Below are 15,026 nucleotides of genomic sequence, written 5' to 3'. Positions count from 1 at the left end.
ACGAAAGCCGGCGGCTGCCGTTCGGGACGATGCTTTAGATCGCCTCTGACAAGAGGGGCGACCTGTCAGAGCGTCCACCCTCGCTTTCCAAACGGTGCTGTCCTACACCCCGTTCCAGTCGCGTGGAATCACGGGGAGAGCGCCGATGGACGCCGCCAAGGAGCCTGCGAAGGACGCTTCGTCCTCGCAACCGCAGGTCGGAAGCTCAGAGGCCGGAAGCGCTCAGGTTATCGAGGCGCACAAGCCCGCGCCCAACATGCCGCAATTCACCCGCGAGGAAGACCTTCACGCCTATCACGAGATGCTGCTGATCCGGCGTTTCGAGGAGAAGGCCGGCCAGCTCTACGGCATGGGCCTGATCGGCGGGTTCTGCCACCTCTATATCGGCCAGGAAGCCGTGGTGATCGGCATGCAGATGGCCTCGGTCGACGGCGACCAGGTCATCACCGGCTACCGCGACCACGGCCACATGCTGGCCTGCGGCATGGACCCCAAGGGTGTCATGGCCGAGCTGACCGGCCGCCGGGGCGGCTACAGCCGCGGCAAGGGCGGCTCCATGCACATGTTCAGCCGCGAGAAGCAGTTCTTCGGCGGCCACGGCATCGTGGGCGCCCAGGTCTCGCTGGGCACTGGCCTCGCCTTCGCGGATCATTACCGGGAGAACGGCAAGGTCAGCCTCACCTATATGGGCGATGGCGCGGCCAACCAGGGCCAGGTCTACGAGAGCTTCAACATGGCGGCGCTGTGGAAGCTGCCCGTGGTCTACGTGATCGAGAACAACCGCTACGCCATGGGCACCTCGGTGGCCCGGGCCTCGGCGCAGACCGACTTCTCCAAGCGCGGCCTCTCCTTCGGCATCCCGGGCGAGCAGGTCGACGGCATGGACGTGCGCACGGTGCGCGAGGCGGCGGCGCGGGCGGTCGAGCACGCCCGCACGGGCAAGGGCCCCTACATCCTGGAGATGCAGACCTACCGCTACCGCGGCCATTCCATGTCCGATCCGGCCAAGTACCGGACCAAGGACGAGGTCTCGAAGATGCGCGACGAGCACGACCCGATCGAGATGGTGCGCAAGCGCCTGCTTGAGCTGCACGGGGTGCCGGAGGCGGAGATCAAGGCGACCGACGCCAAGGTCCGCGAGACCGTGAACGCGGCGGCCGAGTTCGCCACCAACGATCCCGAGCCGGATCCCGCCGAGCTGTGGACCGACATCCTGCTGGATGCGCACGCCTAGCGCGTCCGCGAAACCCTGGCCGCCCCGACCGAAAAGACGACCGCAGAGCTGAGCATGGCGACCGACATCCTGATGCCCGCCCTCTCCCCCACCATGGAGGAGGGCAAGCTCGCCAAGTGGCTGAAGAAAGAGGGTGACCCGGTCAAGTCCGGCGACGTGCTGGCCGAGATCGAGACCGACAAGGCGACCATGGAGGTCGAGGCCATCGACGAGGGCGTGCTCGCCAAGATCCTGATCGCGGAGGGCACCGAGGGCGTCGCGGTCAACACGCCGATCGCCATCATCGCGGGTGAGGGCGAGGATGTGGCCGAGGCGGCCGCCAGCGGTGGTAAGCCGAAGCCTAACGGCGCCGGCGGCCACCCGGCCCCGACGCCGGACATGCAGGCCGAGGGGATGGCCGAGAAACCCGCCCCGGCGGCCAAGACCGGCTCCGACGCCCCGAACGCGCCGGCGGCGCCGGCCATCATCACCAACAAGGCCGACGAGCCGGTGATGGAGGAGTTCCCGGCCAACACCCCGATGGTCACCACCACGGTCCGCGAGGCCCTGCGCGACGCCATGGCCGAGGAGATGCGCCGCGACGGCGACGTCTTCGTCATGGGCGAGGAGGTCGCCGAGTATCAGGGCGCCTACAAGATCACCCAGGGGCTGCTGCAGGAGTTCGGCGCCCGGCGCGTGGTCGACACCCCGATCACCGAGCACGGCTTCGCCGGCATCGGCGTCGGCGCGGCGTTGTCCGGCCTGAAGCCGATCGTGGAGTTCATGACCTTCAACTTCGCCATGCAGGCGATCGACCACATCATCAACTCGGCGGCCAAGACCCTGTACATGTCCGGTGGCCAGCTCGGCTGTCCGATCGTGTTCCGCGGCCCCAACGGCGCGGCCGCCCGGGTCGGCGCCCAGCACAGCCACGATTATTCCGCGTGGTACTCCAACGTGCCGGGCCTCAAGGTGATCGCCCCCTACACGGCCTCTGACGCCAAGGGCCTGCTCAAGGCCGCGATCCGCGACCCGAACCCGATCATCTTCCTCGAGAACGAGATCCTGTACGGCCAGTCCTTCCCGGTGCCGCAGCTTGACGACTTCGTGCTGCCGATCGGCAAGGCACGGGTCCACCGCACCGGCAAGGACGTGACCATCGTGTCCTTCGCGATCGGCATGACCTACGCGCTCAAGGCCGCGCAGATCCTCGCCGAGGAGGGCATCGAGGCCGAGGTGATCGACCTGCGCACGATCCGGCCCATGGATTCCGAGACCGTGGTGCGCTCGGTCAAGAAGACCGGCCGCTGCATCACGGTGGAGGAGGGGTTCCCGCAATCCGGCATCGGCGCCGAGATCGTGGCCCGCCTGATGGTCGACGCCTTCGACTATCTCGACGCCCCGGTCCTGCGCATCACCGGCAAGGACGTGCCGATGCCCTACGCGGCGAACCTGGAAAAGCTCGCCCTGCCGACCGTGGCCGAGGTCGTCGAGGCGGCCAAGAGCGTCTGCTACAAGTGACGGGATTTGCGGGTGGCGCCGCAGCCCCGTCCGTCTGCCCCGAACGGGTTCGGAAACCAGCCGGCGCGCCATGAGCCAGGATCCCACACAGGACTTCGTCGAACTGGCCATCCCGCCGGACGCCCGCGCGCAGGGCGGCATCGAGGTGCTGCGCGCGGCCGTGGTGGACGGGGCCGTGAGCGTGGCGCTCCGCCGCTCGTTCGACGATCCTGCGACCTGGGGCCGGCTGCTGCTCGACCTCGGTCGGCAGGCGGCCCGCGCCTACGCGCTGGAGACCGACATGTCGGAGGAGGAGGCGTTCGAGCGCATCCGCGCCGGCTGGGAGGCCGAGGGGCTCGACCCCGGCGGCTTCAACTAGCGATGGCGGCATCCGACCATGGCTGAGGCGGCTGTCCGGCAGGCGACCTACGCGGATCTCGTGGCCGTGCCGGAGCATCTCGTCGCCGAGATCATCGATGGCACCCTGGAGACACACCCGCGTCCGCGGCCTGGGCACGCCAGCGCGGCAGTACGGCTCTCCGGCGAGCTCGATTTTACCTTCAGCCGTGGGCGTGAGGGTCCCGGGGGTTGGATCTTCATGATCGAGCCGGAGCTTCATCTCGACCCTCACGTGGTCGTGCCCGATCTCGCTGCCTGGCGCCGCGAGCGGATGCCGACCGAACCCGCGGATGCCTTCATCACGACCGCGCCGGATTGGGTCTGCGAGATCCTGTCGCCGCCCACCATGCGCCTCGACCGCGGTCCCAAGCGCCGCATCTACGCCGAGGCAGGGATCGGCCACCTCTGGCTGCTCGATCCGGGCGAAGGGTTTCTGGAAGGCTTTGCCCTCGCGGATGGGCGCTGGGTGGTCTTGGCCACGATCCAGCGCGGCGAGACCGTAGCGCTCGCGCCGTTCGACGCCGTCCCGTTCCCCCTCGACGACCTGTTTCCCTTCGACGATCCGGCCGCCCCGGCCTTGCCCGAGACCTGATGCCATGCCGATCAACGTGCTCATGCCCGCCCTGTCGCCGACCATGGAGAAGGGCAACCTCGCCAAGTGGTTGAAGAAAGAGGGCGACGCCGTGAAATCCGGCGACATCCTCGCCGAGATCGAGACCGACAAGGCGACCATGGAGGTCGAGGCCATCGACGAGGGCGTCCTCGCCAAGATCGTCGTCCCAGAGGGCACCGCCGACGTGGCGGTCAACGACCTGATCGCGGTGATCGCCGTCGAGGGCGAGGATCCGGCGAGCGTGCAGGCCGCGGGCGGCAATGCCGAGCCGAAGGCCAAAGCCGAGCCGAAGTCCGAGCCGCAATCCGCGGCGCCGGCGCCGGCCGACCAGAACACCACGCCCGGCGGCGGCCACATGTCCTACGAGCGGGTGAACGAGGCGCCGGAGGGCGCCCAGCCCGGCGGGACCGCGCCGCAGCAGCAGGGCGGTTCGGGAGGCCGGGTCTTCGCCTCGCCGCTCGCACGCCGGATCGCCAAGCAGGAGGGCGTCGAGCTCGCCGCCGTGGCGGGCAGCGGCCCGCACGGGCGGATCATCGCCCGGGACGTCCAGGCCGCCAAGGCCTCGGGCGGCACCAAGGCGCCGACGCCGCAGGCCGCCGCCGAGGCGCCCAAGGCGGCAGCACCCGCGCCGAAGGCCGCCCCCGCCGCCGGAGCGCCGGCCGGCCTCACCCTCGATCAGGTCCGGGGCTTCTACGCCAAGGGCTCCTACGAGGAGGTGCCGCTGGACGGCATGCGCAAGACCATCGCCAAGCGCCTCACCGAGGCGATGCAGGTGGCCCCGCACTTCTACCTCACCGTGGATTGCGAACTCGACGCGCTGATGAAGCTGCGCGAGACGCTCAACGGCTCCGCCGGCAAGGACAAGGACGGCAAGCCGGCCTTCAAGCTCTCGGTGAACGACTTCGTCATCAAGGCGATGGGCCTGGCGCTCACCCGCGTGCCCGCCGCCAACGCGGTCTGGGCCGAGGACCGGGTGCTGCGCTTCAAGCAGGCCGAAGTCGGCGTGGCGGTGGCGATCGACGGCGGGCTGTTCACCCCGGTGATCCGGCGGGCCGACGAGAAGACCCTGTCCACCATCTCGAAGGAGATGAAGGACTTCGCCGCCCGGGCGCGCGCGAAGAAGCTCAAGCCCGAAGAATACCAAGGCGGCGTCACCTCGGTGTCGAACCTCGGCATGTTCGGGATCAAGCACTTCACCGCGGTGATCAACCCGCCGCAATCGAGCATCCTGGCGGTGGGCGCCGGCGAGAAGCGCGTCGTCGTCAAGGACGGCGCTCCGGCGGTGGTCCAGGTGATGACCGCCACCCTGTCCTGCGACCACCGCGTCCTCGACGGCGCGCTCGGCGCGGAACTGGTCGCGGCCTTCAAGGGGCTGATCGAAAACCCGATGGGCATGTTGGTCTGAGCCGGAGCACGCAATGTCCGACACCTACGACATCCTCATCATCGGCGCCGGCCCCGGCGGCTACGTCACCGCGATCCGCGCGGCGCAGCTCGGCTACAAGACCGCGGTGATCGACCGGGAGCACCTGGGCGGCATCTGCCTGAACTGGGGCTGCATCCCCACCAAGGCGCTGCTGCGCTCGGCCGAGATCTACCACTACATGCAGCACGCCTCCGATTATGGCCTGTCGGCCAAGGAGGTGTCGTTCGACACCGCGGCCATCGTGAAGCGCTCGCGGGGCGTCTCAGGCCGGCTCAACGGCGGCGTCGGCATGCTGCTCAAGAAGAACAAGGTCGACGTCATCTGGGGCGAGGCCTCGGTCGACAGCGTCGCCACGGGCAACCAGCCCGGCCAGGTCACCGTCAAGGAATCGAAGCGCGCCGAGGCTCCGAAGGGCGCCAAGGGAGCGGGCAGCTACCAGGCCAAGCACATCATCGTGGCCACCGGAGCCCGGCCGCGGGCGATCCCCGGGATCGAGCCCGACAAGAAGCAGATCTGGACCTATTACGAGGCCATGGTCCCGGAGACGATGCCCAAGAGCCTGCTCGTCATGGGCTCGGGCGCGATCGGCATCGAGTTCGCCTCATTCTACCGGACCATGGGCGCCGAGGTGACCGTGGTGGAGCTGCTGCCGCAGATCCTGCCGGTGGAGGATGCCGAGATTGCGGGCCTGGCGCGCAAGCGCTTCGAGAAGCAGGGCATCAAGATCCTCACCGGCGCCAAGGTGACCAAAGTCGAGAAGGGCGCCGATTCCGTCACGGCGACCATCGAGGGCGGCGACGGCAAGACCCAGCAAATCACGGCCGAAAAGCTGATCTCGGCGGTGGGAGTGGTCGGCAACATCGAGAATATCGGTCTCGAAAAGCTCGGGGTGAAGATCGACCGCGGCATCGTCGTGACCGACGGGCTGGGCCGGACCAACGTCCCCGGTCTCTACGCCATCGGCGACGTCGCCGGCCCGCCGATGCTCGCACACAAGGCCGAGCACGAGGGCGTCATCTGCGTCGAGACCATCAAGGGCCTGCACACCCACCCGATGGACAAGGCCAAGATCCCGGGCTGCACCTATTGCCAGCCGCAGATCGCCAGCGTCGGCCTCACTGAGGCCAAGGCCAAGGAGCTGGGCTTCACCGTCAAGGTCGGCCGCTTCCCGTTCGCGGGCAACGGCAAGGCGATCGCGCTGGGCGAGCCGGACGGCCTGGTCAAGACGGTGTTCGACGCCAAGACCGGCCAGCTGCTTGGCGCCCACATGGTCGGCGCCGAGGTGACCGAGCTGATCCAGGGTTACGTCGTGGCGATGAACTTGGAGAGCACCGAGGAAGAGCTGATGCACACGGTGTTCCCGCACCCGACGCTCAGCGAGATGATGCACGAAAGCGTACTCGACGCGTATGGCAAGGTGATCCATAGCTGACGGTCGATACCGGGCGCGGAGGCGGCTCGCTCGCCCCGCGCCCTGGTTACGCGCACAGCAGCCCGGAGACACATCGTGCTCCGGGATCGCTCAGTTCCACTCGCAAAGACGATGGCTGTGGCGAAGGCTTCGGAGATTCCAATCTCTCCCCTCATCCTGCTACCGGATTCACGCATCGGTGTCGGCAGTACGGGTGCAGGATGGAGCGCGGGTCCCCTCTCCCGCACGGGAGAGGGGGCCGGTCGCGCTCTATCGCGAGCGGCGGTGTCCGATGCAGATGTGTAAACATCGTAGCCTCATCCTGAGGTGCCCGGCGATCGAAGATCGCTGGGCCTCGAAGGAGGGCTTCAGGGATCGCGGAGACTTCTGGAGGGCTCCTTCGAGGCCTCCGCTTCGCTGCGGCACCTCAGGATGAGGGTTAGGGTGGGAAGGTCCGCTCAATCCGCCGCTAGGTTGCAGACTCGGTGTTCTGGCGCGACGAAGCCATCAGGGCGAGGCTGATGGCCTGGAACAGGGCGATTACGAACACGGTCGCCAGACTTCCCCCAAGAGGAATCAGCGCCAGGGCCCACGGGTCGAAACCACGGACCAACAGCAATGTGACAGCGCTTCCGATCACGGACGCGAGGATCATGCGAAAAATACAGCATTCCGACGGTTGCATGATCCCTCCCGGTCGGCAGCCCCCCAACCTATAATTGTAATTTTAACCAAAACTTGCAATCGAAAATAGTACGCAGCGCACAGCCACGTCGCGTGATCGACGTTCCCCTTTCCGCCGCCGAGGCGGATTCGCGGTCTGCGGCCTCGACCCGTTCGGCGATCGCGCGACGAGACTGCGGGACCGTCTGCAGTGGAGTTGGGTTTACCGAAAACTCCAAGCGGCCCGGTTCGGCGGCGGCATGAGGGCGGAAGCGGTCACCCGTTCCCGCGCTCCACCGGCTCCGCCTGATCCTGCGAGGGCACGTAGGCGCACCATTCGCAGATGCCCCGCTCGGCACCGCGGCTGGCGTTGCGCTGCGAACAGAGCGGGCAGACGAGCAGGATCAGCCGTCCGCCCGACCGGAGCGCAAGGCCCCGCCCGCGGAACGTGACCTCCGTCGCCTCGTCGCCCGCCCGCCGATCGCGCATCCTGTCGCTCATCGGGCCTCCGCGGCACCGCGCTGCGGGTCGGCGGGAGAGGGGATCCGAACCTTCGATTCCAACGGCATGGCGACGCGACCCTCGAACGAATCCAGGGATACAAGCTCCGGGCCAACGAATGGCTCCGCTTGGCCTGCAAATCCCACGGATGCGCCGGGCGCAAATCCTGCCTAAGAGTTTCCGCGGCCGGGAGCGGTCCGCCGGGGTGATTCCGGTCCGGAGCGGGCGCGCGCAGGCGGTCGAGGTCACGCAGCCGTGCCCGATCGCAGCGCGATCGAGCACGGTTCTCAGGCAGGAGCTTTGTGGGATACGATGCCGGAGCAAGCACAGACGACGACGGCCGAGAGCGGCGTGCCGACCTTCGCGGACGTCGCCCGGGCCGCGGAGCGGATCGCCGGGATCGCCCACCGGACCCCCGTGCTGACCTCGCGCACCGCCGATGCGCGGACCGGCGCAAAACTATTCTTCAAGGCCGAGAACCTGCAGCGGGGCGGCGCCTTCAAATTCCGGGGCGCCTACAACGCGATCAGCGCCCTCCCGGAGGCGGTCCGTGCCCGCGGGGTGCTGTCGTTCTCCTCCGGCAACCACGCCCAGGCGATCGCCCTGGCGAGCCAGCTGCTCGGCATCCCGGCGACGATCGTGATGCCGGGCGACGCCCCCGCGGCCAAGATCGCGGCGACCCGGGGCTACGGCGCCGAGGTCGTGCTGTACGACCGCTACACCCAGGATAGGGAGGCGCTCGGCCGGGAACTCGCCGAGCCCCGGGGCATGACGGTGATCCCGCCGTTCAACAACCGCGATGTGATTGCCGGGCAGGGGACGCTGGCGCAGGAGCTGATCGCGGAGGCCGGGCCCCTCGACGTGCTGGTGGCCTGCCTCGGAGGCGGCGGCCAGCTCGCCGGCTGCGCGCTCGCCGCCACGGAATTGTCGCCGGGCTGCCGGGTGATCGGCGTGGAACCGGAGGCCGGCAATGACGGGCAGCAATCGTTCCGCGGGGGCGCGATCGTCACCATCCCGGTACCCCGGACCATCGCGGACGGGGCGCAATCGACGGCGCTCGGCGACCTCACCTTCGCGATCATCCGCCGGGATGTCGCCGACATCCTGACCGTCTCGGACGCCCAGCTCGTCGAGACCATGCGGTTCTTCGCCGAACGGATGAAGATCCTGGTCGAGCCGACCGGCTGCCTGGCGGCGGCGGCGGTCCTGCACGGGCTGGTCGACATCACGAACAAGCGCGTCGGCGTGGTGATCAGCGGCGGCAACGTCGATCTCGCCACCTTCGCGCGGCTCACGGGCGAAACGGCCTGACGCGCCGAATGCCGCGGCCCTGTGGCCCGACCGTAGTGGACCGGGCGGGGACGGATGCTTATCTTGTGTCTGTCAGAATGCGCGCTCCCGGGCCTTGAACCCGGATGGGCGGGAGGGTGACGATGTTTGCAGGCTTCAAGGTTCTTTCGCTGACCGATCGCGCGGCCGAGCGGATCAAGGCGATCATGGCGGATGCCGACCGGCCGATCGCGGGCCTGCGGGTCGGCGTCCGCAACGGCGGCTGCGCCGGCATGTCCTACACGATGGAATATGCCGAGGCGGCCAATCCCGGCGAGGACGTGGTCGAGGATCGCGGCGTCCGGGTGTTCGTCGATCCCAAGGCGGTGCTGTTCCTGCTCGGTACCGAGATGGACTTCACCACCACAAAGCTCGCCTCGCAATTCGTGTTCAACAACCCGAACCAGACCTCGGCCTGCGGCTGCGGCGAATCGGTAGCGATCACGCCGGTCTCGGAAGACCGGATCCCGGCCCGGGTCTAAAGCATCATCCCGAAAGGTGGTTTCCGGCTTTCGGAAACGGATGATGCGAGATCAAACGTCTCGGCCTCGCGTCAGGCCACCTGCGGGAGCGTCTCGGCCGCGTCGTCCACGACGCGGTTCCGGCCGGCGCGCTTGGCCGCGAACATGCACAGGTCGGCGCGCTCCAGGAGTGAGGCCGGGCTGTCGCTGGCGTGCAGAACTGCGATGCCGAGCGAGATCGTGACCTTGCCAAGCGACTCGCCGGTCGAGCGCTTCACGAGTTCCCGTCCCATCACGCTGGTCCGGACCTTCTCGGCCACCTGTCGGGCGAGGACCCGGTCGGCGCCGGGCAGCACGATGCCGAACTCCTCGCCGCCGAACCGGGCGAGCAGCGCCTGCGTGCCGGCATTCTCCCGCATCACGATCGCCACGAGCCGCAACACCTGATCGCCCGTGAGATGGCCGTACAGGTCGTTGAAGCGCTTGAAGAAGTCGATGTCGAGCACGACCAGGCTCATCGGCACGTCCCCGAGGCGGGACGCCTCCAGGGTCGCCTTCAGCATCTCCTCGAAATGCTTGCGGTTCGCCAGCCCGGTCAGCGCATCGGTCAGGCTCTCGAGCCGGCTCGCCTCCAGCTTCTCGCGCAGGGTCTCGATCTCGGTGCGGGTCTCGCGCATCCGTGCCTCGAGGACACGGTTGTTCACCGCGACCTCGCGGGTGGTGGAGACCAGGGTCGAGACGATCTCGCCGAGGCGCGCCCGGGTCGGCATGCCCTCCTGGGCGAGATCCTGGGCCAGGCCGCGCAGGGCTTCGCCGTATTGCGTGGTCGAACCGAGCGACAAATCGAGGATCTCGGTCACCGCTTCGATCTCGTCGAGCACGCTGCGGCTGACGTCGCCGGCGGCACTCGTGAGCTGGCGCCCGTCGAGATAGGTCTCGTGCAGGTCGTCGATGTCGGACTCGGTCAGGCAGCCGTTCTGGGTGGTCCGACGCTTGACCGCGTCGCCCAGCAGCGGCAGTTCGCCCGACACGTAGGCGTACCAGACCGCGTAGGCGCGGGGGGTGGCCGAGGGACCGTAATCGTGGATCAGATCGTGCGCCCGCTTCGCAAGCGCGAAGCTGCGGTCGCGATCCGAATAGGTCTCCTGGCTCATCCGTAACCCGCGGTCCGAGGCCGCCGGTGGATCACTAAACACGGCCCAAAACCAGTCTAGTGCCGGTTCGTAGCTGGAACGTTAAGCCGGGCGTTACTTCTCTTTCTTTGCCAAAACTGGTCGAAGCAAGAAGGCCGGGACGTGTGAGCCGAGTCCGATCGGGGTATCCCCGTCGGGCTCGTTGCGGCGGCCGCGCTCCTCGCGCATCCGCTCCTCGCGGACGGGCTCGGGACGCGGGGCCGGACGGGTCTCGCCACGCGCGGCGGCCGACCCGCCGCGGGAGCGCTGGCGTCCGCTGCCCTCGCGACCGTTCGGCTTGGCCTCGGCACGGGGCTCCGACCTGGCCTCGGACGTACGCGGCTCCGGTGCCCTGGCCTCCACCGGACTGGTCTCCGACGACCTGCTCTCCGAAGTCCTGCTCTCGGAAGATCTGCCCTCCGAGGTGCGCCGCTCGGAGCGCCCAGCCGACGACCGCCCCTCGGGCGAGCGGTCGACCGACGACCGGGCCTCGGACGACCGCCCCTCGGACTTGCCCGAGCGCCCGCCGCGGCGGCCCTCGCCCGATCGGCCGCGGTGCCGCGTGCCGGTGTCGGCGGACGGATCGGCCACCGTGGACAGGTCACCGTCGAACCAGGGAATCGGCTGCCCGATCAGCGCCTCGATGGCGCCCAGCGAGCGGTCGTCCCCGGGGGCGACCAGGGTGTAGGCGGCGCCACTCCGGCCAGCCCGGCCGGTTCGGCCGATCCGGTGAACGTAATCCTCGGGGTGGTGCGGGATGTCGAAATTGAACACGTGGCTGACCGCCGGGATGTCGAGACCACGGGCCGCCACGTCGCTGGCGACCAGCAGGGCGGTCTCGCCAGCGCGGAACGCGTCCAGCGCGGTGGTGCGCGCCCGCTGGTCCATGTCGCCGTGGAGGGCGGCGGCGTCGAACCCGTGGCTGACCAGCGACTTCTGCAGCAGCGCGACGTCGCGCTTGCGGTTGCAGAAGATGATGGCGTTGTTCAGCTCGGACTCGCCGCGGATCAGGGTACGCAGGCGCTCGCGCTTGGCGTGCCCCTCGGAGCCGACCGCCACCAGCCGTTGCGTGATGGTCGAGGCCGTGGAAGCCGGCCGCGCCACCTCGATCCGCTGCGGGTTGTGCAGGAACATGTCCGCCAGCCGCTCGATCTCCGGCGGCATGGTCGCCGAGAAGAACAGCGTCTGCCGGGTGAACGGGACCATCTTCACGATCCGCTCGATGTCGGGGATGAACCCCATGTCGAGCATACGGTCGGCCTCGTCGATGACCAGCAGCTCGACCCCGGTGAGAAGCAGCTTGCCGCGCTCGAAATGGTCCAGCAGCCGGCCCGGCGTGGCGATCAGCACGTCGGTGCCGCGCGTCAGCTTGGCGTCTTGGTCCGCGAAGGACACGCCGCCGATGATGAGCGCGACATTGAGCTTGTGGTTGGTGCCGTAGCGGTCGAAATTCTCGACCACCTGCGCCGCGAGTTCCCGGGTCGGCTCCAGGATCAGCGTGCGGGGCATCCGGGCGCGGGCGCGGCCGTTCTCCAGCAGCGTCAGCATCGGCAGCGTGAACGCCGCGGTCTTGCCGGTGCCGGTCTGGGCGATGCCGAGGACGTCCCGGCGCGCGAGCACGTGAGGAATCGCCTGAGCCTGGATCGGAGTCGGCTCGGTGTAACCCGCCGTCTCGACGGCGTTGAGGACTTTCTCGCTCAGTCCCAGGTCGGAAAAAGGCATCTGCGTTCAGGAACCGTTGCGCGCCCGGCCGGCGCGGTGGACACCGTCGCGGCAACGGCTCGGGAGGGCTCACGTAAGGCGCACGAACGCACCCGTGGCCGCGGGGCGCATGGGGCAGTCAGTTAGGGGCTTGGCGCAGCTTGTCAATCTCGCAATGCGCGCATCCGGGTCCCACGCACAGCCGATCAGGGCTGGTGACGGTCCAGGGCGGGCAGCAGGCAGGGGTCGAGGCGGGTCACCCGGGCGGCGCCGGCCGGCGCGAGCGAGCCGGTCGTCTCCGGATCGGCGGTGAGCCCCTGTCCGACCAGGGCGAGCTGGACCGATGCCGGGCCGGCTTGGCTCAACCGGGCGAGCTGGTGGGTCGCGACCAGGGCGAGCAGACCCACGACGGCCGAAATGCGCAGCGCCCAGGCCAGGGATCCCGCGGGCCGGGTCTGGGCAATGCTCGTAGCTGGATGCGTGCGCGTGGACCTGTCCGGCTCGACGGCGGGTCGGCGAGTCCCGAAGGGCTTCTGACTCCGCTCGGCGGGCGGGAGCATGGTCTGTCCTTCTCGGTCGGGCGTGCGGCGGGCAACGGTCGATCCGGGACGGTTACCACACCATGGTTAACCGCCGACTTACGCAGGACGGGACGAGCAAGCGCTCACCGTACCAGAATAAAACGCCGTCCCCGGCGCCGACGCGGAAGAGCCCGACTGGCGACGGACCCGAATCGGACAGATCCCGGCATCCCCGGATAAAGGAGCCCGACTAATCTTCAGACTTTGTTCAAACGCCGATGCAGCTTCTGATACACACTCATGCGCCGACGACAGGGTTGTGCGCGCGTAACCTTCACCTTTCGTTGACGAGATCGGGCTAGTCTGGCCGAGCTTGTTGCAGGAAAGCGACAGACCCGCCGACCGAGAGCGCCTAGAAGGCAGCCGGCTCAAGCCAACCCCAGGACCCATGGCACCATGAAAAAAGTTCTTCTTGCATCGACCGTTCTCGCCGGCATGACCGCCGCCGCCTCCGCGGCCGACCTGCCGCGTCGCGCTGCGCCGCCGCCGGTGTTCACGCCGGTGCCGGTGTTCACCTGGACCGGCGCCTACTTCGGCGTGAACGCCGGCTACGGCTTCGATGCCAGCAGCCGCAATACCGCCAACTACGCCCTGCCGGCCGGCTCGCTGATCAACTCGCCGAACACCAATGCCGTCGTCAGCGTCGGCAACCGCGGCGCCAACGATGGTTTCACCGGCGGCGCCCAGATCGGCTACAACTATCAGTTCACCCCGGGCTCCGGCATCGTGGTCGGCTTCGAGGCTGACGCCCAGTACGTCGACTTCGCCCGCCGCGCTAACGGCACCCTGAACTACGGCGTGACCGGCGCTCCGGGCGCCGCGTTCTCGAACCCGCGCGCCTTCGTCGCCACCAGCGGCAACGGCCTCGACTACTTCGGCACCGCCCGCGGCCGCCTCGGCTACGCCTTCGACCGGACCCTCGTGTACGCCACCGGCGGTTACGCCTACGGCTCGGGTCAGGACGACCAGAACTTCGCTGGCCGGAACTTCCGCAGCAGCTTCCGCACCGGCTACGCCGTCGGCGGCGGCATCGAGTACGCCCTGCCCACCGACTCGTTCCTGAACTTCTTCAAGTCCTCGGCCGTGACACTCAAGGTCGAAGGCCTGTACGTGAACCTGGACCGTCAGAAGAACACCGCCGGTGGCGTGTTCTACGGCAACCTGCTGGCCCCGAACGGCACCGCCTACCTCAACGGCGCCGCCGCCAACACCGAGTTCGCCGTCGTCCGCGCCGGCGTGAACTACAAGTTCGGCTCGTACTAAGATCGAACCTCGGCGCCGGCCCAGCCGGCGCCGCAGCGAGGGAGGGTCCGGCCGCAAGGCCGGGCCCTTCGTCGTTTTCGGAGGCCCGGTGCGACAGGGACGACAGGAACGGCCCCTCCGGCGTGGAATTATGGCCGTAGCGCCCGGATTGCTCGGATGCTCCGGAGCCATCCCTATGCGAACGTCACTCGTTTTTCTGCCGCTGGCCGTCATCGCCCTGGCCGGGCCTCCGGCCCACGCCCAAGACGCCAGCGTCATCGGCAACAAGACGGTGCTGCCCGGCACCGGGCCGGGTACGTCAACAGGCGGCGCGGGTGGCGGGCGGCTGATGACGGCGGCCAGCGCCGACGCCGCGACCAAGCGGCAGGGTCTCAAGCCCGCCGCGTTCCTGGCCACGCAGATGATCGGCGTCACGGTCCGCAACGCGGCCGGCGACAACGTCGGCAAGATCGACGACCTGCTGATCGCCGATGGCGGGACCCTCAAGGCGGTGGTGCTGGATGTCGGCGGCCTCCTGGGCCTCGGCAGCAAGCGCATCGCCGTGGAGCCGGATGCCCTCGTGCTGCGACCGGGCGGGGATCGCTTTTCCGCCGTGCTCAACATGAGCAAGGACACGGTCGCGGCCGCCCAGCCCTTCGACCCGACCAAGGCGATGGCGACGGATTAGACTGGCCCGGGTCGGCGTCAGGGCATCCAGACCCAAGACGCCGCCAGATCTAGAGTGATGAAAAATCGTGGTTTCAAAAGGTCGCGAACCTTTTGTGGGTGCAGGGTGAAACCCTGCTGCCGGGGC

General features: G+C 68.6%; 15 protein-coding genes. 10 read left to right on the top strand and 5 right to left on the bottom strand.

Translation table 11 applies throughout. The features are described from left to right. Positions 1 to 145: 145 nt before the first annotated feature. The 6 genes from pdhA (at position 146) to lpdA (ending at position 6,583) form a co-directional block, all read left to right on the top strand. Positions 146 to 1,234 carry a pyruvate dehydrogenase (acetyl-transferring) E1 component subunit alpha gene (gene pdhA / locus MFF40_RS12035; protein ID WP_187277766.1) on the top strand — a complete coding sequence of 363 codons (1,089 nt, stop codon included), beginning with the start codon at positions 146 to 148 and terminating at the stop codon, positions 1,232 to 1,234. A gap of 54 nt (positions 1,235 to 1,288) precedes the next feature. Beyond that, positions 1,289 to 2,734, top strand: coding sequence for a pyruvate dehydrogenase complex E1 component subunit beta (locus tag MFF40_RS12030; RefSeq protein ID WP_147855428.1), 1,446 nt, complete (start codon positions 1,289 to 1,291; stop codon positions 2,732 to 2,734). A gap of 70 nt (positions 2,735 to 2,804) precedes the next feature. After that, positions 2,805 to 3,092, top strand: a complete 288-nt coding sequence (locus MFF40_RS12025; protein WP_147855429.1) for a DUF5076 domain-containing protein — start codon at positions 2,805 to 2,807, stop codon at positions 3,090 to 3,092. A gap of 18 nt (positions 3,093 to 3,110) precedes the next feature. Continuing rightward, the gene (locus MFF40_RS12020) at positions 3,111 to 3,704 is read left to right on the top strand and encodes a Uma2 family endonuclease (RefSeq protein ID WP_147855430.1); all 594 of its coding nucleotides are present in this window, start codon (positions 3,111 to 3,113) and stop codon (positions 3,702 to 3,704) included. A 4-nt stretch (positions 3,705 to 3,708) separates the two neighbouring features. Continuing rightward, on the top strand, positions 3,709 to 5,130 hold the full coding sequence (locus MFF40_RS12015; RefSeq protein WP_238260586.1) for a pyruvate dehydrogenase complex dihydrolipoamide acetyltransferase: 1,422 nt from the start codon (positions 3,709 to 3,711) through the stop codon (positions 5,128 to 5,130). 13 nt (positions 5,131 to 5,143) lie between these two features. Then, positions 5,144 to 6,583, top strand: a complete 1,440-nt coding sequence (gene lpdA / locus MFF40_RS12010; protein WP_147855711.1) for a dihydrolipoyl dehydrogenase — start codon at positions 5,144 to 5,146, stop codon at positions 6,581 to 6,583. A 448-nt stretch (positions 6,584 to 7,031) separates the two neighbouring features. On the opposite strand, the gene MFF40_RS12005 is transcribed toward lpdA, so the two are convergent. Then, positions 7,032 to 7,247, bottom strand: coding sequence for a hypothetical protein (locus MFF40_RS12005; protein ID WP_147855710.1), 216 nt, complete (start codon positions 7,245 to 7,247; stop codon positions 7,032 to 7,034). Between the two features lie 254 nt (positions 7,248 to 7,501). Then, a complete protein-coding gene (locus MFF40_RS12000) occupies positions 7,502 to 7,726 on the bottom strand; it encodes a hypothetical protein (protein ID WP_147855709.1) in 225 nt (74 codons plus the stop codon). 312 nt (positions 7,727 to 8,038) lie between these two features. Here MFF40_RS12000 and MFF40_RS11995 point away from each other — a divergent pair, with 312 nt between their 5' ends. Together MFF40_RS11995 and MFF40_RS11990 are read left to right on the top strand one after the other, a co-directional pair. Further along, the gene (locus MFF40_RS11995) at positions 8,039 to 9,037 is read left to right on the top strand and encodes a threo-3-hydroxy-L-aspartate ammonia-lyase (RefSeq protein ID WP_147855708.1); all 999 of its coding nucleotides are present in this window, start codon (positions 8,039 to 8,041) and stop codon (positions 9,035 to 9,037) included. Between the two features lie 122 nt (positions 9,038 to 9,159). Continuing rightward, positions 9,160 to 9,537, top strand: coding sequence for a HesB/IscA family protein (locus MFF40_RS11990; protein ID WP_147855707.1), 378 nt, complete (start codon positions 9,160 to 9,162; stop codon positions 9,535 to 9,537). Positions 9,538 to 9,608: 71 nt separating this feature from the next. Here the strand turns inward: MFF40_RS11990 and MFF40_RS11985 are convergent, their stop codons facing one another. From MFF40_RS11985 to MFF40_RS11975, 3 genes are all read right to left on the bottom strand, one after another. Next, positions 9,609 to 10,670 (bottom strand): GGDEF domain-containing protein, encoded by a 1,062-nt coding sequence (locus MFF40_RS11985; RefSeq protein WP_147897237.1) that lies wholly within the window; start codon positions 10,668 to 10,670, stop codon positions 9,609 to 9,611. A gap of 93 nt (positions 10,671 to 10,763) precedes the next feature. Then, positions 10,764 to 12,410 carry a DEAD/DEAH box helicase gene (locus MFF40_RS11980; protein WP_147897236.1) on the bottom strand — a complete coding sequence of 549 codons (1,647 nt, stop codon included), beginning with the start codon at positions 12,408 to 12,410 and terminating at the stop codon, positions 10,764 to 10,766. Between the two features lie 185 nt (positions 12,411 to 12,595). Continuing rightward, a complete protein-coding gene (locus MFF40_RS11975; protein WP_147897235.1) occupies positions 12,596 to 12,949 on the bottom strand; it encodes a hypothetical protein in 354 nt (117 codons plus the stop codon). Positions 12,950 to 13,366: 417 nt separating this feature from the next. Between MFF40_RS11975 and MFF40_RS11970 the strand changes: the two genes are divergently transcribed. Both MFF40_RS11970 and MFF40_RS11965 read left to right on the top strand, forming a co-directional pair. Then, positions 13,367 to 14,233 carry an outer membrane protein gene (locus MFF40_RS11970; RefSeq protein WP_147897234.1) on the top strand — a complete coding sequence of 289 codons (867 nt, stop codon included), beginning with the start codon at positions 13,367 to 13,369 and terminating at the stop codon, positions 14,231 to 14,233. Positions 14,234 to 14,408: 175 nt separating this feature from the next. Continuing rightward, a complete protein-coding gene (locus MFF40_RS11965; protein ID WP_238260583.1) occupies positions 14,409 to 14,900 on the top strand; it encodes a PRC-barrel domain-containing protein in 492 nt (163 codons plus the stop codon). Positions 14,901 to 15,026 lie beyond the last annotated feature (126 nt).

It is taken from the genome of Methylobacterium mesophilicum, assembly GCF_022179445.1.
Taxonomy (GTDB): Bacteria; Pseudomonadota; Alphaproteobacteria; order Rhizobiales; family Beijerinckiaceae; genus Methylobacterium; species Methylobacterium mesophilicum.
The sequence above is the reverse complement of the archived record's forward strand: the minus strand, read 5'-3'. Positions and strand labels throughout refer to the sequence as shown.

What these genes read in the sequence shown, in the direction of transcription:
- pdhA (WP_187277766.1), top strand. Translation starts at nt 146, where the DNA reads ATGGACGCCGCCAAGGAGCCTGCGAAGGACGCTTCGTCCTCGCAACCG.
- MFF40_RS12030 (WP_147855428.1), top strand. Translation starts at nt 1,289, where the DNA reads ATGGCGACCGACATCCTGATGCCCGCCCTCTCCCCCACCATGGAGGAG.
- MFF40_RS12025 (WP_147855429.1), top strand. Translation starts at nt 2,805, where the DNA reads ATGAGCCAGGATCCCACACAGGACTTCGTCGAACTGGCCATCCCGCCG.
- MFF40_RS12020 (WP_147855430.1), top strand. Translation starts at nt 3,111, where the DNA reads ATGGCTGAGGCGGCTGTCCGGCAGGCGACCTACGCGGATCTCGTGGCC.
- MFF40_RS12015 (WP_238260586.1), top strand. Translation starts at nt 3,709, where the DNA reads ATGCCGATCAACGTGCTCATGCCCGCCCTGTCGCCGACCATGGAGAAG.
- lpdA (WP_147855711.1), top strand. Translation starts at nt 5,144, where the DNA reads ATGTCCGACACCTACGACATCCTCATCATCGGCGCCGGCCCCGGCGGC.
- MFF40_RS12005 (WP_147855710.1), bottom strand. Translation starts at nt 7,247, where the DNA reads ATGCAACCGTCGGAATGCTGTATTTTTCGCATGATCCTCGCGTCCGTG.
- MFF40_RS12000 (WP_147855709.1), bottom strand. Translation starts at nt 7,726, where the DNA reads ATGAGCGACAGGATGCGCGATCGGCGGGCGGGCGACGAGGCGACGGAG.
- MFF40_RS11995 (WP_147855708.1), top strand. Translation starts at nt 8,039, where the DNA reads ATGCCGGAGCAAGCACAGACGACGACGGCCGAGAGCGGCGTGCCGACC.
- MFF40_RS11990 (WP_147855707.1), top strand. Translation starts at nt 9,160, where the DNA reads ATGTTTGCAGGCTTCAAGGTTCTTTCGCTGACCGATCGCGCGGCCGAG.
- MFF40_RS11985 (WP_147897237.1), bottom strand. Translation starts at nt 10,670, where the DNA reads ATGAGCCAGGAGACCTATTCGGATCGCGACCGCAGCTTCGCGCTTGCG.
- MFF40_RS11980 (WP_147897236.1), bottom strand. Translation starts at nt 12,410, where the DNA reads ATGCCTTTTTCCGACCTGGGACTGAGCGAGAAAGTCCTCAACGCCGTC.
- MFF40_RS11975 (WP_147897235.1), bottom strand. Translation starts at nt 12,949, where the DNA reads ATGCTCCCGCCCGCCGAGCGGAGTCAGAAGCCCTTCGGGACTCGCCGA.
- MFF40_RS11970 (WP_147897234.1), top strand. Translation starts at nt 13,367, where the DNA reads ATGAAAAAAGTTCTTCTTGCATCGACCGTTCTCGCCGGCATGACCGCC.
- MFF40_RS11965 (WP_238260583.1), top strand. Translation starts at nt 14,409, where the DNA reads ATGCGAACGTCACTCGTTTTTCTGCCGCTGGCCGTCATCGCCCTGGCC.